7 protein-coding genes are annotated in these 22,468 nt (G+C 30.4%); all 7 read left to right on the plus strand.

Annotated features, from left to right (window positions below; genetic code table 11):
• The first annotated feature begins 6 nt into the window (after positions 1–6).
• Entirely contained in the window at positions 7–1,974 is a 1,968-nt protein-coding gene (locus tag ASF10_RS11275) for a RagB/SusD family nutrient uptake outer membrane protein (RefSeq protein ID WP_056249045.1), read from the plus strand.
• 164 nt (positions 1,975–2,138) lie between these two features.
• Complete coding sequence (locus ASF10_RS11280; protein ID WP_056249048.1) at positions 2,139–3,767, plus strand: DUF5597 domain-containing protein; 1,629 nt, start codon at positions 2,139–2,141, stop codon at positions 3,765–3,767.
• 175 nt (positions 3,768–3,942) lie between these two features.
• On the plus strand, positions 3,943–5,868 hold the full coding sequence (locus ASF10_RS11285; RefSeq protein WP_056249051.1) for a sialate O-acetylesterase: 1,926 nt from the start codon (positions 3,943–3,945) through the stop codon (positions 5,866–5,868).
• A 468-nt stretch (positions 5,869–6,336) separates the two neighbouring features.
• The gene (locus ASF10_RS11290) at positions 6,337–8,244 is read left to right on the plus strand and encodes an alpha/beta fold hydrolase (protein ID WP_056249053.1); all 1,908 of its coding nucleotides are present in this window, start codon (positions 6,337–6,339) and stop codon (positions 8,242–8,244) included.
• 969 nt (positions 8,245–9,213) lie between these two features.
• Positions 9,214–16,245, plus strand: a complete 7,032-nt coding sequence (locus tag ASF10_RS11295) for a non-ribosomal peptide synthetase (protein WP_056249056.1) — start codon at positions 9,214–9,216, stop codon at positions 16,243–16,245.
• A gap of 159 nt (positions 16,246–16,404) precedes the next feature.
• The gene (locus ASF10_RS11300) at positions 16,405–18,024 is read left to right on the plus strand and encodes a cyclic peptide export ABC transporter (protein WP_056249059.1); all 1,620 of its coding nucleotides are present in this window, start codon (positions 16,405–16,407) and stop codon (positions 18,022–18,024) included.
• Positions 18,012–22,460 carry a non-ribosomal peptide synthetase gene (locus ASF10_RS11305; protein ID WP_056249060.1) on the plus strand — a complete coding sequence of 1,483 codons (4,449 nt, stop codon included), beginning with the start codon at positions 18,012–18,014 and terminating at the stop codon, positions 22,458–22,460. The genes ASF10_RS11300 and ASF10_RS11305 overlap by 13 nt, the downstream gene beginning before the upstream one ends.
• The last annotated feature ends 8 nt before the right edge of the window (positions 22,461–22,468 follow it).

Raw genomic sequence — 22,468 nt, forward strand, 5'->3', positions numbered from 1 at the left:
AAAAAGATGAAAAAACATATACAAATAAAAAAATATATAAGTGCAGCAGTACTTTCAGCTGTTCTTTTTAGCTGTTCTAATGATATCTTAGACGAAAAACCACGTGCTATTTTTACACCTGATTATTTTTCAACACCCGAAGGTGTAATGGGCGGAGTGACTTCTATGTACGGACATTTGCGCTATATGTATGGTAACGGATACTTTTTGAATGTAGGACAGATCGCAACAGACGAATCGACTTGGGGACAAAATTCAGACGGAAATGTCAAAAACCTCGATTATTCAGGAGTAGGAGTTATAGATCCTTCAACAAGTAATACAAGTGCAGTCTGGAATAATGCTTTCCCAAATATTAATACTGCCAGCGGTGTTATTGAAAACGGAATGGCGATTGGAACCATTTCGCCTGCCCTTATTGCAGAAGCAAGATTCTTTCGTGCTTTTGATTATTTTTTACTCGTGCAAACTTATGGCGGAGTACCTTTAGATCTTGGCGCCGGAGAACTAAAATTCAATTCTTCGACATTGCGATCTTCAGTTCGAAATACAGTTCCTGAGGTTTACAGTAAAGCTATTTTCCCAGATCTAAAAAAAGCCGTTGAAGACTTGCCTGTAACAGGGCGTGTTACCGGTGGTTTGACCAAAACGGCCGCGAGACTTTTTTTAGCAAAAGCCTATCTTACTTTTGGCTGGTGGCTTCAAAATCCAAAAGCCATTCCTACTTATCCTGTAGCTGATAGAAAAGATCTTGACGGACACGACGCTGCCTGGTATTTTCAACAGGCATATGATACAGCAGTTGCCGCAATCAATGATCCCGGACCATTTGGTTTACAAACCACATTCTACGATGTAAACGTGGCTACAAAAGACAGAAACAAAGAAATGTTATTATATGCAGATCATACACAATCCAGTGCAACTTACAACGGAGGTGATCTAAGTTATAGCGGTGGTGGTTTTAGCACTGATTATTTTGCAGGCTGGTTTGGTCAGTTCAATTATACAGGTGTTAGAAGTTCTTCCAGTAAAACCAGTTGGTCTGCTGTAAGTTCTGTTCAGCGTGAAGCTTCGCAGCCTTTAGGCCGCCCCTGGACAATGTTAGCGCCGCCACTCGAAGTGTTTAAAAAAACTTTTGCAGATAAAACAAATGATTCCAGATATGATGGAACTTTTACAACAGCATATCGTGGTAATTGGGCCAAAGCCGGAATTACTTCACCTACTTTATACAATGCAAATTATCTGCCAATCGCAAATGGAGATGCAGTACTAACTTTTCTGGATAATGATGTATCAGGTGTAGATTATTCAAACGCTGTTTATAATAGCTCAGTTGGAGCAGGAGTATTGCCTGGAAGAGCAGATTTTGTGATCGAACCGAGTTATTTCTCCAGAATATGTTACCCCGGAAACTGGAAACTTGGACCTTATCGCACAGATAATGGCACAGGTCTAGGCTCGCCTAACGGAAGCAGCACACGACCTTTTCCTGTTGCTAAATTTTCAGAATTATATTTTATTGCAGCCGAGGCAGCTGTAAAAGGAGCTACAGTTCAAGGAGGTAAAAGCGCAAGAGATCTTATTAATGTTATTCGCGCCAGAGCAGGAAAATGGAGTTTTAATAACAAAGCAAATACCGCTGTTGTACAGGATAATAGTGCTGTTCTTACAGCAGCTACGCCAGCAATTATAGATATTGACTATATTCTTGCGGAACGTTCTCGTGAGTATTTTGGCGAAGGATATCGCTGGTATGATTTAACACGCACACAAAACTGGATAGAATATGGCAGTGCATTTACCATTGCCGGAGCAACAAACCCAAATGATTGGAAGGATCACTCTGTCAAAACATTTACGCGCAGCATTACCGCTAAGGATTATTTGCGCCCTATACCAACTACTCAACTCGACGGTATGGAGATGTCTGCAGGAGATAAAGCCGCTTATCAAAATCCAGGATATTAATAGAATAAAAAGAAGTTGAGAGAAGTGATTAAAACTTTAATAATCGTTTATTTTAGTAAGTTTAAGTAATAAATGTTCTTTTTGAGTTTGTTTACATAAAAGCCGGATCTTAATTCGGCTTTTTGTTATTAAAGAGATTGTCATCTAATTTTAAAAAAAATAGAATGGTTGGTTCAAAAAAAAATATTCTTTTTATAATTGCTTTATTTATAATCCAATTAGGCTTTAGCCAAAATACAATACCAAGCCTTCAGAAAAAAGGAAATAAGACGCAATTAATCGTCAACGGAAAACCCTTTATTATACTTGGCGGAGAATTAGGAAATTCTTCGGCAACAACTATGGAAAGTATGGAACCTATTTGGTCAAAATTGACTGATATGAACCTTAATACAGTTTTAACGCCTGTTTATTGGGAATTAATAGAAAAGGAAGAAGGTAAATTTGATTTTTCACTAATAGATGATTTAATTCTGAAAGCCAGAAATGAAAATCTCAAACTAATCTTTTTATGGTTTGGATCCTGGAAAAACAGTATGTCAAGCCACGCTCCGGAATGGATAAAACTAAATCAGAAAAAATATCCCAGAATCAAAGATGATAAAGGCAAAAGTCATGAAATACTAACGCCGTTTAGTGAAAACAATTTACAAGCAGATTTAAATGCGTTTCAGAAACTAATGGCTCATATTAAAGATTTCGATCAAAAGGAACAAACTGTAATTATGGTTCAGGTCGAGAATGAAATAGGCATGTTGCCAACAGCCAGAGATTATCATCCATTAGCAAATGAAGCTTTCAAAAAAGAAGTTCCGGCAGAGTTACTACAATACATGCAGAAAAATAAAGCAAAATTAGTTCCTGAATTTTTAGAAGTATGGAAAAAAAACGGATATAAAACATCTGGAAATTGGGAACAGGTTTTTGGAAAAGGACTTCAGACAGATGAGGTTTTTATGGCGTGGTATTTTGCCAAATTCACCAATAAAATTGCCAAAGCCGGAAAAGACAGTTATGCCATCCCCATGTTTGTAAATGCAGCTTTGAATGCACCAGAAAAAAAGCCCGGAGAATATCCAAGTGCAGGGCCATTACCACATCTAATGGATGTCTGGAAAGCCGCAGGAACAGCTATAGATTTTCTTTCACCGGATTTTTACAATCCTTCATTTAAACACTGGAATGATTTATATGCCTGTCAGGGAGATCCGTTATTTATACCGGAACATCGATTTGATACCAGCGCACCATTCAAAGGATTATATGCAATTGGACATTATGAAGCAATTGGTTTTTCGCCTTTTTCGATTGAATCCGTTTCTGATGCTAAAAAAGAACCACTGGGAAAAATTTATGATTTAATAAGACAATTAACTCCGGTTATTGAAACAAATAAAGGGCAGAATAAAATTGACGGAGTTTTATTAGATAAAGAAAATCAATTACAAATTATTAAATTAGGCAATTACGAATTTACCTTTAAACACGATTATACTTTAAATTGGTCAGATGGTGCCAAAGACGAAAAATGGCCAATGTCAAGCGCAATTATTATAGAAATAACAAACGATGAGTTTTATATTGCCGGATCTGGAATTGTAGTCACTTTTAAATCCTTAAAAAACACAAATCTTAATACAGGAATTTTAAAAGCAGATCAGGGAAAATTCGAAAATGGAACATGGAAAACTATCCGACATTTTAACGGAGATCAAACCCATCAGGGAAGACATTTAAGGATTTCAGTGGGAGATTATGAAATTCAAAAACTAAAATTATACACGTATGAATAACGTATCCTAACAGATTTTTAAAACCTGTTAGGTATTACATCCAAAAAAGTTAGCCACGAATTACACCAATTTCGCGAATTAATATTTAATAAAAAAGTAAGCAAAAATTTAGTGTAATTCGTGGCAAAAAAACAAGTTCAAGATTCAAGAAATCATTGCAGTAAAGAACATAAAAATGAAAAAATTAATAACACTAATGATCTTGTTTTTAAGCATCAGTGCAACTGCGCAAATTAAATTACCGCGTTTAATTAGCGACGGAATGATTTTGCAACGCGATACAAAAGTAAAAATTTGGGGTTGGGCTTCTGCCAAAGAAAAAATCGAACTTAATTTTAATCATAAAACATATAAAACCGTTACAACCGAAGATGGAAAGTGGATGATTGTTCTTCCGTCTCAAAAAGCTGGCGGTCCCTACGAAATGACTTTAAAAGGAAATAATACAATTGTATTAAAAAACATTCTTTTTGGAGATGTTTGGGTTTGTTCCGGACAATCGAATATGGAACTTCCAATGGATCGTCTTAAAGATAAATATAAAGATGTTATCGCTAAAGCAGAAAATTCAAACATAAGACAGTTTTTAGTTCCGGATCAATATTATTTCGCCAATGAAAAAGAAGATTTTATTTCTGGAGAATGGGTTTCAGCGAATCCTGTAAGTGTTTTGCAGTTTTCCGGAGTTGCCTATTTTTTCGCTTTAGAAATCTATGAAAAATATAAAATTCCGATAGGGTTGATAAATTCAGCTTTGGGTGGTTCTCCGGCAGAATCGTGGATCAGTGAAGAAAGCGTTAAGAAATTTCCCGATCATTATCAGGAATATTTAAAATATAAAGACGGAACACTCGAAAAACAAATTGAAGAAAATGATCAAAAAGTAAGTAATGATTGGTACAAATTAGCCAATAATACTGATGAAGGTTTAAAAAACAAATGGAAAAGTGCTGATCTGAATGATCTTGATTGGAAAACAATGAATATTCCAGGCTATTGGGCAGACAAAGAATTAGGAAATATGAATGGAGTGGTCTGGTTCAGAAAAGAATTTGTTGTTCCAAAAGTAAAACAAAACACAGCAAAATTAATTTTAGGACGAATAGTAGATGCCGATTCGGTTTATGTAAATGGGCATTTTGTTGGGACAACTTCATACCAATATCCACCAAGAATTTATTCTTTTGATGCCAACATTTTAAAAGAAAGTAAAAATGAAATTGCTGTCCGTGTTATTAATAACTCAGGAAAAGGAGGATTCGTTATTGATAAACCGTACCAATTAGTTTCAGGAAACGATACACTTGACTTAAAAGGATTATGGAAATACAAATTAGGGGCAAAAATGCTTCCTTTGCCTTCACCAACTTTTGTGCGATGGAAACCTGTTGGATTGTATAATGCTATGATTGCACCATTAAAGCAATATTCCATAAAAGGCGTATTATGGTATCAGGGAGAATCGAGTACTAAAAAGCCATTAGAATATTTTTCATTAATGGAGACCTTAATTGCAAATTGGCGAACACAATGGCAACAGCAAAAATTACCATTTATACTCGTGCAATTGACTAATTTCATGGAATCAAAATCAGAACCAGTCGAAAGCAATTGGGCAGCATTAAGACAACAGCAATTAAATGTTTTAAAAATACCTAATACCGGAATGGCGGTCACCATAGATTTAGGAGAATGGAACGATATTCATCCTTTAAATAAATACGATGTTGGTAAAAGACTCGCTCTTCAAGCCAGAAAGATCGCATATGGCGAGAAAAATTTAGTAGCTTCAGGTCCGCTTTTTAAATCAATAGAACAAAGAGAAAACAAACTAATCTTGAGTTTTACAAACACAGGATCTGGTTTAATAGCAAAAGATTCTCCCATATTAAAAGGATTTGCGATTGCAGGAAGTAAAGGGAAATTTGTTTGGGCAAATGCAACTATCGAAGGCGATAAAATTATAGTTTGGAGCAATAATATCATAAATCCAATAAAAGTGAGATACGCATGGGCAGATAATCCTGTAGAAGCTAATTTGTATAACAAAGAGAATTTACCGGCTTCGCCTTTTGAAGAAGATTTGAGTAGGAGGGAATAGTTGAGGTTTGATAATATAATAGACCCTGTGCATTAATTTGCCGAAGATTTTTATTTTTAAGCAAAAAGATTTTTTTATAATAGAATCAAGTGTAAATAAAACTTCTAACACCGCGACTTTAATAAATGTAAAAGGGTTAATATATTAAATTTGTTTCTATAATTATTTAAATTTTTATGGATCTGTTAGTTCTGACACTTGCAGGAATAATTTTATAAAAAAAAACAAAAAAACGATTTTTAATTTTTAAATTAAATGAATAAAAATATATCTTTACATGAAAAACACAATTAAATGAAAAAAAAAATCAAAATTTATTAGTTATTTAATTGTGTTTTTATGAAATAAATAAACATTCAATATGGGAATTAGTTCATCATGACTAATCCTGTATTTACAATTAAAATTTTTCAAGACAAACACAATAATTAAGATTAGCTAAATTTAGATATTATTTTAAATAAACGAATGGGAATTAAACTTGACACTAAACAACTATTTATTTGCATCATTTTTTTTTATTTTTTTTCACAAATAAATGCGCAAATTCCAAATATCACATATCAACTTCAAAATGCTACAAGTTATTTTCCAGACTGGAAAGAAGTAAATAACCAAAATATAAAATGGTATAACCTAAATGTTCCTGAAAATTGGGAAAATACCAGTTCAAATAAAACTATAAAACTAGCTGTAGCTGTATTACCGAGTTTAAAAAAATCAAATAAAAACGTAGTTCATATTTCTGGCGGTCCTGGCGGTTGGTGTATAGGCGCTATCAAAAAATGGTTAAATCATCCTCTAAGAAATGAAGCAAATATTATACTTGTTGATTTAAGAGGTACTGGTTTTTCTGAACCTAGTCTTTGCCCTAAGCTTGGAGAAGATATCTTGCAAGTGCTTGCCGAAAATAATAATACAACTAAAGATATTAATGAAATTGTCAATGTTTCAGAACAATGTAAAAATGACCTTATTGAAAAAGGGATAGATATAAAATCATATAATAGTTTAAACATTTCAAAAGATTTACATGCATTAAAAAAATCATTAGCCATAAATAAATGGTTTGTTTATGGAATATCTTATGGTACTTACATCGCACAAGTTTATTCAAATCAATTCCCAAATGATTTTGAAGGTATTATTCTAGATTCTCCTATTAATAATATTAATGAATATTATAAAAATAATACTTTTAATTATATCAATAGTCTGAATACTCTTTTTAAGGAAAGTAAAGAAAAGTACCCTGATTTAGAGTCAAAATATTATTCAGTAATTAATAAACTGAGTAAAAAAGGGGTAGAAGTAGATGTTGATAAAGCTATTGTTCAAACAGGAAAGTTTACCTATAATGCTGACGATTTTAAGATAATTATTCATCAATCTCTTTATAATAAACAATTAATTGAACTGATTCCTTTAATAATAAAAAGTTTTTATAAAGAAGACAAATTTATATTGGTCAATTTAGTAGATGCTTTTTCTGAGGCATTAAAAAGAGATTTTGGAACTTATTATTGTGTTTCATGTAATGATGGGTTTACAGATAAAAGTATTGAGGAATATGGTAAAAATGCTGTTGCATTCACAAAAAACAAAGGAGGAATATTATTTTATCGATCGGACTTGTCTGTTTGTGAAGAATGGGAAATTGGCGCAAATAAAATAAACGATTCAGTACAAAAAAACAATCAAATTAAAGCTTTGATTTTTGCTGGAAAATATGATCCGATCACGCCTTTAAGTAACGGTAAAGAAATTGCAAAAAAATATAAAAATGGTTTTCTATTTGAAATGCCATATGGTCATGGAACAAGTTTTTCAAAAGCAGGAAAGGGTATTGTAGAACGTTTTATTAAGACACCAGATAAGAACCCTGAAGTAAAAGAAAAATTAAGTCAAATTGAATTTATTTCTAATATTAAATATAATAGTGGAATATCTAAACTGGCAAAAAGTATAAATAAACCAGTCCTGTTATTTATATCCCCATTGATTATTGCAACAATAATAATTTTTGGTACATTTTTATACTGTGGTTTTTCAATTTTTAGAAATAAGAATAAAGAGTTGAATATATTGAAATACCTATTTATAGCAAATTCATTGTTAGCAATGATTGTGGTATTTGGTTTAGTTTGGGCTATTTTTCAAACCTCTAACTATAATTTTTATATTCTACTATTTGGATTGCCCGAAAAATATAATTTTTTATTTATTTTAAATTATATATTCATTGGAACAACAATTATTAGTGTATTATACTTACTGTTTAAAATAAAGATCATACCATACATAGAAGTAGTTTTTTCTATAGCATTTTCTTTTATATTAGTAATTATTTATTTTCTGTATTGGGGAATCATTTAATTTAGAATAGTGTGCAGGATAAATTATATTTATGCAATTAAGTTGCATTGTCTCTTGCTGCACTTTTATTTTTAATGTTGTTCTGATTGTTAAATCTTTCGATAAATTCTACTTGTGATTGGATTACTCTCGAATCTATCAATAATTCACTTTCTTTATGAAATTCGTATTACATCGATTTAAATTTGTGGTGTAATTTATTTTACTTTTTTTGCTATCTGGTGCTTTTTAAAAAGTACTTTCTACGAACTTCTAAATTGGCCATACCTCCATTGTTTATAAAAAACAATTTTATTCTGTTATTTGTTAATAATTAATTAATGTGCTGTTTTTTAACGACTTGCATTTAATTTGGTTAAGGATTGCTTTTTAAAAACCGCAAAAAAAGTATGACTAAACATAAAAAAAGACAATATTTTAGGTAAGATAAACCTAATTTATTTTGAACGCAATTAGCAAACTCATAATTTCTGAACATTTTTGGTAAAGTTTACCTGTTAATATTTCTTGCGAAAAAATAGATTTTGAAGGCGAAAGTTTGTGTTCTGATTAGGGAAATTTTAATTCTAATAAAAAAACAGCATGATTATTTTTCACTAAGAATTTTAAAATCAAAGAGATGAATAGATTTTAATAAACTTGATTTTTTGAATCAGAACTGTCTTTTTATTTTATAGATGTTTTTTTATATATCACTAAAAAAATGAAACAGGTAAGAATAACCCGTAAGTTTTACCTAAAAAGTCCGTAATTTTTTACTAAACACTATGTTATTTTTGTGTTATATCATAATAAAATTTATACGCTATTAATGAATTTGTTAGGAATAATTAACCTTTATATAATATGTACTAATTATCATTTTTTGATTTAGAATTACTAAAAAAAAAATGAACATAAAATAGAGGGGTTTTATTTTAATCCATTATATAAAAAAATACACCCGATAAATAAAATATTAGAAGTTTCATGGAGAATATTGATAAAATTGCAGAGCTTTTTTGGAATAGTAACATTAAGGATAAAGAGCTGATTTTTCCATCAAATAAAGAAGTTAATTCATTTAAATACACAATTGAATTGGAAGACTTATGGTATTTACAAAAGATATCGAATAATAATCGTCTTTCACAATTCTCAATAATTACTACTGTATATTCTATATTATTATACAAATATTTTTATAATTATACAGGCATTATTACCTCTTACAACTCTTTAATAGGCAATAAAGATTCTAATCCTTTCTTTTTGGAAGACCATACCCATTCATTAAACAAATCTTTTAAGGAGTATTTAAAAACCATATCAGAAGAAGTTCAAAATAAATTGACTTATGCGGTGAATGATTTAGACTATTTGGGTTTAGATTCTTATTCTCACTTTGGAATTAGTTTAAATGATGAGTCGATTGGTGCGGATAAGTGCAAAGGTGTTTTATTAAAATTTAATATAACCAATGAAGCATTAGAATTAGTAATTTATTTCAATGACGATTTTGTTGAGAAGTCATTAATACAACATTTAGGCTCCGGTTTTACGAAAATTTTAGTTCATCTTCAGGAATTTATTAATAGCGACAGTAATGACTTTGATTTATTAGGCTCAGAAGAAAAGCATCAATTACTATTTGATTTTAACAATACTGCTATCGATTATCCAGACAACAAAACGATAATTGAGTTATTTGAAGAGCAGGTAGAAAAAGCACCCAACAATGTAGCGGTTGTTTTTGAAGCAAAGGAACTTACATATAAAGAGCTTAATGAAATAACCAATCAGTTGGGAGCTTATTTAAGAGAAAAATACAATATTCAACCTGATGATCTGATAGGTATAAAATTAGAAAGAAGCGAACGGATGATTGTCTCTATATTTGGGATTTTAAAATCTGGTGCAGCTTATGTTCCCATTGATCCTAATTATCCTCAGGACAGGATTGATTATATAGAAAATGATACCCAAAGTAAAATTATTATTGATGAAACCGAATACGGAATTTTCTATAATGAAAGGGAAAAATACACAAATTTAAATTTAGCTAAAATCAATTCTACCAAAGATTTAGCATATATAATTTATACCTCAGGAACAACAGGAAATCCTAAAGGAGTAATGATCGAACATACTTCTTTAGTGAATAGATTAACCTGGATGCAAAAAGCATATCAATTGTATTCTGGTGAAACGCTTATTCAAAAAACTACATATTCTTTTGATGTTTCCGTTTGGGAATTAGTATGGTGGGCTATCTATGGAGCAAAACTTTCTGTTGCTAAATCCGGAGTAGAAAAAGACCCTGCTCAATTAATAAAAAATATACATGAAAATCATGTCACAGTAATACATTTTGTTCCTGCAATGTTATCCGTTTTTTTAGAATACATTAAGGAAAATCCAAATGAAAAAGAGCGTATAAAAAGCTTAAAACAAGTATTTGTAAGTGGTGAAGCACTAACATTACATCAAAGAGAGTTTTTTTATAGTGAGTTATCAGATATTTCTTTGATGAATCTTTATGGTCCAACAGAAGCAAGTATCGATGTAAGTTATTATGATTGTGCTGAGCAACATAACATTCATTCTGTTCCTATAGGCAAACCTATTGATAATATCAGTTTATATATTCTCGACGAAAATTTATCTTTAAAACCTATTGGTGCTGTTGGTAAACTATACATTGCCGGGGTTGGTGTTGCCAGAGGTTATCTAAATAAAAAAGAGCTTACAGACGAAAAATTTATCAATAACCCTTTTATTCATGGTACAAAGATGTATGATACAGGAGATTTAGCAAAATGGCTTCCTGATGGTAACATTGAATATATTGGAAGAAAAGATCACCAGGTAAAAATTCGTGGTTTCAGAATAGAATTGGGTGAGATAGAAACGCATTTATTTCAATATTCAAATGCAATAAAAAATGTAATCGTTGAGATTAAAGAAGTAAATAAAGAGAAGGTAATAGTAGCTTATTATGTTTCGGAATCGAAAATTGATAAAATAGAAATCCGTCATTATCTACAGGAAAAACTTCCAGAATATATGATTCCTAATTTCTATATTGCTTTAGACAGTATTCCTGTAACCTCTAATGGCAAGGTTGATAGAAAAGCGTTGCCTTCTGTTACCGGAGATGATATTATTAGAGGTAAATATGCAGCTCCAAGAAATGAAACGGAAGATAAATTAGCAGCAATTTGGCAAGACGTTTTAGGAATTGAAAAAATAGGAATTACAGATAACTTCTTTAATTTGGGAGGAAACAGTCTAATCATAGGACAAGTTATCAATAGAATACATAGAGAACTCCATCAAGGCATAACTTTTAAAGAATTTTTTTCAAGCCCAACAATTGAAGAAATTAGTCAAAAATTACATAAACAAGATTTTGCTTCCATTCCTAAGGCCGCAGAGAAAGCATCATATCCTATAACCAAATCTCAACACAGATTATGGATATTAAGTCAATTAGAAGGTGGTTCTTTGGCTTATAATATGCCTGCAGTAGTAAAATTAAAAGGAGATATCGATAAAATTAAATTTAAAGAATCCTTTGCATTTTTAATCCAGCGCCATGAAATACTGAGAACCTATTTTAAAACGAATGAAGAAGGAGAAGTTCGTCAGTTTATAGTACCGACGGAAGAAATTAATTTTAATATAACAGAAAAGGATTTTACATCCGAAAAGGATGAAATCCTAGTATTTGACTATTTACAGAAAAACAACGCAATTGCTTTTAATTTAGAGCAAGCTGGATTGTTAAGAGCAAGTCTAGTTAAATTGAAAGAAGATGAATTTGTATTTTTCTTGTCGATGCATCATATTATTGGCGATGGATGGTCGACAGAGTTATTGGTATCAGAAATTGTAAAAATCTATAATTCGTTAATGCAAGGAATAGAGCCTAATCTGCCTGAATTAAACATTCAATATAAAGATTATTCAGTTTGGCTTGATGAAGTATTACAACAGCAAAAAAGCCAGGAATCTAAAGCATTTTGGTTACAACAGTTTGCCGGAGAATTACCGGTACTAGATCTGCCAAGTTTTAAAACGCGCCCATTGGTTCGTACTTATAATGGAAATAGCCTAATACACATCTTTTCTAAAGAATTTCTAAATAAATTGAAAACCTTTTCAAAAGAGCATGATGCAACCTTATTTATGACGCTAATGGCTGGAATAAATGCCTTACTGCATCGTTATACTGGCCAAAGTGATATTATAATTGGAACCCCGATAGCAGGAAGAGAGCATCCGGATTTGGAAAACCAAATGGGATTATTTTTAAATACTTTAGCGATACGAACCCAATTTGAGGAGAAAAACAGCTTTCTTGATTTATTAAACAAAGAAAAAAATATTCTTTTGGAGGCTTATGAACATCAAAATTATCCGTTTGATGCGCTGTTGGCCGAATTGAATTTAAAGAGAGACACTAGTCGTTCTGCTTTATTTGATGTTTTAGTTGTATTACAAAATCAAAAACAAGTAAAAAGTCTTGTTAATGAACAACAATTAACGGGTTTACAAATAGAAAATTATGAATTTGAAAGCAAGAATTCTAAATTTGATATCACTTTTACTTTTTCGGAATCAGATGTTTTAACCTTGTTAATAAATTATGATTCAGATATTTATGATCAATTAATGATTGAAAAAATGTTTTCTCATTTTGAAAATATTCTAACAAAATCATTAGAACAACCAGAAAAGCCTGTCGAAGAAATGGATTTTCTAACAGCGGAGGAGCGACAAGAACTTTTGGTTGGATTTAATAATATATCGGTTGATTATCCTAAGAATAAAACACTTATAGATTTATTTGAAGAGCAGGCTAAAAATGTTCCTGATACTATTGCCGTTGTTTTTGATGATGATGAACTCACCTATAAAGAGATTAATGAAAAAGCAAATCAACTAGCGAATTACCTTTTAAGCAATGGGCTAAAGAAAGGAGATTTTGTTTTGCTTTGTTACAATTCGCATATGAGTATGTCGATTGTGGCTTTACTGGGAATCATGAAATCCGGAGGCGTATATGTGCCGCTAGATGCTGACATACCTGAGGAAAGAGCTGCATACATAATAAAAGATACCAAGGCTAATTTTGTTGTAACCAATGATGCTGATTTAGGGATTTTTGCAAATCACAATATTCAAATCATCGCATTAAACAATAAAAATGGCAACCCATTTTCACAAGAAAAAGAATTAAATATTAATAATACAACACCAGATAATTTAGCGTATTTAATATATACTTCCGGAACCACAGGTTCTCCAAAAGGAGTAATGGTGAATCAACAGAATTTGGTAGATTATTTTTATGGTCTGAATTTTAGAATTCAAATCGATCAGGCTAAAACTTTTTTACTAATGTCTTCCTTGTCAACAGATTTAGGTAATACAATTTTATATAGTTCCTTAATTTATGGTAAAACATTGCATTTGTTATCTAAGGATTCTTTAAGAAACATCGAATATGTCCATCAGTATTTGGATCAAAACGATATTGACTGTATTAAAATAGTACCTACTTTTTGGAAAGCATTAGTGAATGGCAATAATCTTTTGCTGCCTAATAAAATGATTATTTTTGGAGGAGAAGAACTGTCAAGAGGTATCATAGAAAAGATAAAAGAAGTAAATAATGAATTAAAGATTGTTAATCATTATGGTCCTACAGAAACAACTATAGGAAAACTTATTTATTCTGTGAATGATAAACCATTACATGACAGAACCCCTTTGGGACGTACTTTTTCAAACTCATATGCTTATGTTCTGACTGAAGATTTAATTCCGCTGCCTATAGGGATTATTGGAAATCTCTATATTTCAGGGTCAGGAGTTTCTAATGGTTATTTAAACAATCCTGATCTTACGAAGGTTAAATTTATAGATAATCCTTTTGTTATTGGTGAAAGAATGTATGATACCGGAGACTTAGTCAAATGGCTGCCTGAAGGAAATATTGAATTCATAGGAAGAAAAGACGGACAAGTAAAAATACAAGGAAACAGGATTGAACTTGGAGATATCGAAGTAGTGATAGCCAAGAATAAATACATAAAAGAAAGTTGTGTAAAAGTCGATAAAAATTCAAATTCAGAAAATATACTAATAGCATATTTAGTAACTAAAGAAGGATATGAAGAAGATGAATTTAAAGAATATCTGACCCAAAAAATGGCTGTATATATGATTCCTGCCTTAATAGTGAGAATGGAATCATTACCGATGACTTCTAATGGTAAAATAGATAAAAAAAGGCTACCAAAAATAGAAAGTATAAAAGAGAGTAACGAAATTGTCCTTCCGGAAAATGAATTACAGCAAACACTTGTTGCTACTTTAATAGAACTTTTTAAAAGAGATTCTATCTGTGTTACCGATAACTTTTTTGAATTGGGCGGAAATAGTTTATTGGCTATACAATATATAAATTCCATAAATAAAAAACTTATTCTGGATTTAAAACTAAAAGATATTTTTAGTAAACCAACTGTCAGAAGTCTGAGTAAATTTATTAGCGGGCTCGATTTGAAATATAATTCGAACCTGACAATAGAAAAATCCCAAAAAAACGTATCATTATTATCCAGTAATCAAAGAAGATTATGGATTTTAAGTCAGGATGAAACAGAATCCAGCGCTTATAATATTTCGACAGCATTACAGATTGAAGGAACTTTTAGTATCAAAGATTTTATAAATTCTTATCATGAGCTTATTAAAAGACACAATAGTTTTAGAACAAGATTTGAATTTGATGGAGAAAATCCTATACAATTTATACAAGATGAGGCAGCGCCAATAATTGAAATTGAAGATTATGATTATACACCAGAAAGTGAAGAACTATTAAAAATTTTAAATAAAGAAAACCTAACAAGTTTTGATTTAAGTATTGCCCCTTTATCAAAATTAACAATACTTAAATTACCCAATGATACTTATTTTGTCATTATCGTCATGCATCATATTATAAGTGATGGATGGTCTTTGAATATTTTAATAAAAGAATGGGTCGAAATATATAATGCATTTGTAACCAGCAGTAAAAACAGTTTGCCAGAAGTTGATTATACCTATCTGGATTTTGTTTCATGGCAAAACGACATAAAAGAAAATAATGAGCATAATAAAAATGTTCAATATTGGAAAAATAGGCTAGAAGGAGGGATAGAGAAATTAAACCTGATTAAAAATCAGCACTCTATTAAAAATGATAACAAAAGTGAAGGGAATATCACTGATTTTTATATTGATGATGAGGTTTTTACTTTGCTAAAAAGAATCTCAATTGAGCAAAATGTTTCCCTGTTTTCAATTTTACTAACAAGTTTCAGTATTTTATTGCATCATATTTCAGATCAAAAAAATATAGTACTGGGAACTTCTATTACCGGAAGAAGCAGAAAAGAATTTGAATCTATCATAGGCTTTTTTGTAAATACATTACCAATAAAAACAACAATCAATCCTGAAGAAACATTCATTGACCTGCTGATCAGAACCAATGATGATATTATGCAGGATATTGATCATCAAAATATTTCTTTGGAAGAGTTGGTAAAACTGAATTTGAGTGGGAAAAATGATTCGAATGCATTATTTCAGGGAAGATTTGTGTTTAATGAAGAATTATATGATTTAAAGAATATTGCCGAGAAAATTAAGGTAAATAAACTTGAAATTTTTACACCAAAGGAGTTTACTGCAAAATTTGATTTTAGTCTTGTTATGAGAATTAGAAAAAATAAGCTTTTAGGATCTCTGGATTATAAAAAGGAATTATTTGACGCTCAATACATGGATCTAATTGTAGAAAGTTATAAGCATATTCTAACTCTGATAAGCCACAATCAAAAAGAAAAAATACATTCATTAAATTCTTTTGGAGGAATGTATACAGCGTATATGGAGAGTAAAACGCAACAAAAAAACAAACAAGTGTTTGATAGTTTCCTTAATTACATGAATAAATAAAACATGGCGAAAAAAGGATTGTCAACACGGAAGGATTTTATTGGCAACGTCCTATTGAAGACAATGATAAATTGACGATACAATAATTTTGATAGTGTTTATTATTTCAAAATTGTAATAAAAAAGTTTAAAGAAAAAGTAATTAAATTGAAATACTAAATGATTAAAATTAATCTAAATAAAATTTTACTATTAATATTCTATTCATTAGTAAATACCTTATTAACGCTTGGAATTATATATATACTAAATATCGCGATTACAGATGAAAATTTTAAGTCTAAGAATTATCTAATAATTACATTCTTTTCTTTTATTGTTTATTCTTATCTGTTAAACCTTTTTTTTCAAAAAAAAATAATTGATTACACCTACAATTTTGTTTATGATAATGAATTGTTCCTGGCTAAAAAGCTTCAAAACTCTTCCTTAAAGCAACTTGAAACTTTAGGAACTGAAAGAATATATGGAATTATTGAAGAAATGAGAGTTTTTATATTTCTACCCGGAATTATGACAAATACGCTCAATTCTTTATTAATGATCTTGTTATGTATTGGTTATCTATTTATACTATCCTATAAAAGTACATTAGTGATTGTTGTCCTGATCGCTATGATTGCCTATGTGTACTTACTTGTTGGTAAAAAATTATCAAAAAAGCTGAGTATTTTAAGAAGTCAAAATGATTTTTTTAATAAATACATTCATGATATTATTCAGGGATTCAAGGAATTAAAAATAAGTGAAACAAGAAAAAACAACTTATATAATAATGTATCTGCCAATAGAACAGGTGCTAAGGATTTAGATAAGTTTTTAGCGAATAATTTTAACGCTATCAATATATTGAGCCAATACGGGCTTTATGTAGTTTTTGGTGTTATCCTTTTTTTACTTCCCGCCTTTGGCATAATTCAGGCAAAAGAAATGGTCTCTTTTGTAACAGTACTACTATTTATGTCAGGACCTTTAAATAAGTTAATTACAATGCAAAACATGTACACTAGGACTAGAATTGCTATAAAAAGAGTAAAATCCTTTTTTAAAGAAATTAACACAAACGAAATTGAAGAACAAAAGGAACAATCGCAAGTCATTGATTTTGAAAATTTGCAATTTAAAGAATGTAGATTCGAGCATAATTCTTCTTTTGGGTTAGGGCCAATAAATCTTTCTATAAATAAGGGTGAAACTATTTTTATAATTGGAGGAAACGGGAGCGGTAAAAGTACTTTTATAAATATGCTAACCGGTTTATATACGCCTTCATCAGGTGAAATTTTATTAAATAATATTCAGGTTCAATCCAATACGCCTAATTATCAAAATTTATTATCTGTAATATTTACGGATAACTATATTTTTTCTCAAAATTATGACAACTATTCTCTTAAAAATAATAAGGAATACATCTCTTTATTAGAACTAATGGAGTTGGACAAGGTACTTACTGACGATGAAGAATCATCTGCCAGAAGAAAATTTTCAAAAGGTCAGAGTAAACGAATGTCTATGATATTTGCGATGCTTGAAAAAAGCCCAATACTAATTTTAGACGAATGGGCAGCAGATCAAGACCCCTATTTCAGAAAGTATTTTTACGAAAAATTAATACCAATGTTTAAACAACAAGGCAAAACAATCATTGCAGTTACTCATGATGACGCTTATTTTCAACACGCAGATCGGATTTTAAAATTCGAATATGGAAAAATAATAAAAGATATAAGCATAGAAAAAAATGAATTTAGTCAAGCTATTTTATGGAACAATTAATTAATAATTTCTCTCTCACACTCCCACAGCAAGATATTTATTTTGAACAAATCCTTTACCCAAAAGACCCTATATATAATATTGGTGCAAAAATTGAAATTAGAGGAACTATCAACGTAGATGTTTTTAGAGATGCCTATATTCATTTAATAAACCAACACGATGCATACCGAATTATTATAGATTCAAGCAATGACATCCCTTATTTTTATATACTTGATATTCACAACTCTGAATTAGAGTATATTGATTATTCTAATGTAGCTGATGCTGAGCGAATTTCTCTGGAATTTATGCGTAAAAATTTCCAGACGCCATTTGATTTGAATAAAAAAGAGCTGCTGCACAAATTTATTTTAATAAAAGTACAAGACGATTTATATTATTTATTCTCTAAATACCATCATATTATTACAGATGGCTGGGGTACATCTTTAATGTTCCAGCGTTTGGTTCAAAATTATAATGAGATAGTAGAACATGGAAAAATACTATCTGATTATCCATTTAATTATGTCGATTTTGCTCATGATGATATTAATTATCAGGATTCTGACACTTTCTTGGAAGACAAAAAATTTTGGACTAAAGAATTTTCAAATTTACCGGACGCCCTAATTCCTTTGATTTCTGAAAAAAAGAATGAAAGCAAAAGAAAGGAAATTTACATTAAGAGAGAAGTATACAATCAAATCAACCAATTGGCCGGTAAGCATAATGCTTCTACTTTTCATATCATTTTGGGGATTTTGTATGTATACTTTGCCAGGTATTACAGAACTGATGATTTGTCTATAGGTATCCCGGTATTAAATAGAGGAAAGTCAAGTTTTAAAAAAACGGTGGGACTATTTATGGGTATTGCGCCTTTGCGTCTGGCACTGGATTGTGATAATTCTTTTCAGGAATTAATTTTACAAATTAAAAACAAACTACGTCAGGAGTACAGACATCAAAGGTTTCCTTTGGGTAAACTCATTCAGTCATTAAATATTTTTGAAGAGACAGAGCGACTTTTTAATATTACATTATCTTACGAAAAACAAAACTATTCCAGTCATTTTAATGGGACAAAAACAACTGTTATTCCTTTAAGCCATGAAGCCGAAAGGGTAGCATTAGCGGTCTACATAAGAGAATTTGATGAAGAAGAGGATGTGAAAATTGATTTTGATTATAACGTAAGTTACTTTAGCGATTATAATATTGATGAATTTGCCATTCATTTTGAAAATATACTACATGAGGTATTAATTGATCCATCTCAAAAAATAAAAGATATAAATTACCTTTCTGTAAACGAAAGAGAAAAAATTATAAAAAAATTTAATAATACTTGTGTTTCGTATTCTTCTGAGACCTTCGTGGATATTTTCCTGAAAAATGTAAAATTATTTCCGGATAAAATAGCCGTGAGTGATGGTGATCAGGAATTAAGTTATTCGCAATTAGATTTTGAATCAAATAAAGTGGCGACTTATATTCTTCAAAATATTGATTCGCAGCAAAAAAAGCCAATAGCAGTTTTATTAAACAGATCGGCTAATTTAGTATGTGTCTTGTTGGGCGTTATTAAATCCGGAAGACCCTATATTCCTCTTGATCCTAATTTTCCTAAGGAGCGATTGGAATATATTATAGAAAACAGCAAATGTGAAAGTATTATTATAAGCAAAGATCTTTCTGTTAGTTTTGATTTTAAAAATACTAAAGAATTTATATTAGAAAATATACAAGATTTTCGTGCTGAAAAGTATATCACGTCATTGCCGGTTTTTGATGATACGGCATATATAATTTATACATCCGGTTCGACCGGAAATCCTAAGGGAGTTGAAATTGGGCACAAATCCTTAATCAATTTTTTATGCAGTATGCAAAAAGAGCCAGGTATTACTTCTGAAGATATTTTTTATGCAGTTACTACTTATTCTTTTGATATTTCAATTCTTGAGCTATTTCTGCCAATAATTTCAGGTTCAGCTTTACATATTGTTAAGAGCGATATACTTTCTGATTTAATAAGGGTTATTTCAGATATAGAGTATACAAAACCAACCATTATACAGGCAACTCCAAGTTTTTTTCAAATGTTGTTTCATGCCGGCTGGAAAGGAAATAGGTTACTAAAAATACTTTGTGGAGGAGATTTACTAAGTGAATCATTAGCAGGGAAACTTATTAATAGTTCAAAAGAAGTTTGGAATATGTATGGACCAACTGAAACAACAATCTGGTCAAGTACTAAAAAAATAGTACAGCCCCGTGATGCCAAAAATATTGGTAAACCAATAGATAATACTTCTTTTTATATTTTAGATCAATGGCTTAATCCAGTTTCTATTGGTGCAATTGGTGATATATATATAGGAGGACACGGTCAGGCTAAAGGATACTATTTGAATACTGAATTAACAAATGAAAAATTCCCTTATATAAGTGCTTATAACCAAATACTATATAACACCGGAGATTTAGGTAAATGGAATAATAAGGGGGAAATCGAATTTTTAGGAAGAAATGATTTTCAGGTTAAAATAAGAGGCTATCGTATCGAGTTAGGCGAGATTGAAGAAAAATTAGTTAAAATACCGACTATTAACCAAGCCGTCGTAATTACTAAAAAAATAAATGATGAGGCTTTTCTGGTTGCTTTTGTAAAAACGAATAATCTATTTCAGGAAGATTTGGTTACCGAAATTCTGCAAAAAGAATTACCGGAGTATATGGTGCCCAAAATCATTGTTAGATTAGAAAATTTTCCATTAACGCCCAACAATAAAATTGATAGAAAAGCACTGGCAAACCAAAACATAAGTTATAGTCTGGATGAGGTAGTATTGCCACAAACTGAAACAGAAGAAAAGCTGCTTGAAATATGGTTGAAGAATCTACCTGTAAATCAGATAAGTGTCACGGATAACTTTTTTAAACTAGGCGGGCATTCTTTAAATGCAGTTCGAATAATATATGAGATAAATGAGTTATTTGCCTGTAACTTGTCTCAAAAAGATATTTTTATTAATCCCACTATTAAATCTATAGGAACATTAATCGAAAATACGTCTAAGGAAAATATATCTAATACAATTTCTACAGCTACAGAGAAAGAGTTTTATGATCTTACTCCTGTACAAAAAAATATATGGATAGCATCTCAGCGAACTGAAGCATCGATAGCATACAATATGAATGCTATTTATGAAATTCAGGGCAGTCTTAATATTTCTACACTGAATCAGGCGCTATCGTGTGTTATTTATAAACAGGAGAGTTTAAGAACTAACTTTTTTGCATTAGAAGGAATTCCTAAACAAAAAATTAAACCTGCCGGTGAAATAAATTTCGAATTGAAAACTATTGAGGTAGAAAGTGAAGAATTTGATACTGTTGCAGCTTCAATTTTATATAAAGAATTTGAATTAGAGAAAGACTTATTAGTAAGGTTATATCATCTTGTAACAGATGAATTGACACAGTATTTGTTATTTTCGACACACCACATTATTATGGATGGATGGTCTGTTGAAATATTTATAAAAGAATTGATGGTTATTTACAATCAGTTGTCTGAAGGTAAAGAATATAAAATCAATCCATTACCATTTCAGTTCAAAGATTATTCAGAATGGATAAATAATCAGCCTTTAGATGAAAATGCTAACATTTATTGGGCTAAAGAATTGAAAGGATATCAGGCCAAAGATTCATTTTTAAAAGACTTAAAGCATGATGAAGTTTCATTTAATGGCAATCAGGTTCATTTTTTAATTGCTGCCAATGAAAAAACAAAGCTGGTTAAATTAGCAGACACTTTTAATCTAACTCTATACTCCATATTAATTTCATTAGTAGGCTCTTTTATACATAAGTATTCAATGCATAAGGATATTTGCATTGGCACGGTGAATTCCGGTCGAAATTCTACAGATTTATTTCCATGCATTGGGATGTTTGTAAATACAATTCCGTTAAGATTTATGATAAATGAAGATGATACTTTTAAAGAGGTATCTCATAATATAAATCAAAAAATTATTGATTCATTCCAGTATTCAAATTTCCCTTTTACAACATTACAAACTAAAAATTCACAATTGTTCGATGTAATGATTGCATATCAAAATCCGGATTTTTCATTAACTAATATTTCAGGATTTAATGCAGTGGAAACAAAACTGGTTCAATATAAACACAAAGTCAGCCGATTTCCTTTAACTTTTAATTTTTATCATGATGAAGATAAATTATGCTGTGCCTTAGAGTACAATTCAGATTATTATTCGCTCAATAATATTACAATTATAATTGAAAAGTTTAAAAAAATCATAAAAGAAATCATAAATAGTCCTGAAGATAAATTAGCAGATTATGACATTTTATTAGAAAAAGAAAAAGAACTTAAGCAAAACATCGAAATCAATTTTAACTTTTAAATCAGAAT

The sequence above is a fragment of the Flavobacterium sp. Leaf82 genome (assembly GCF_001422725.1).
Lineage (GTDB): Bacteria > Bacteroidota > Bacteroidia > Flavobacteriales > Flavobacteriaceae > Flavobacterium.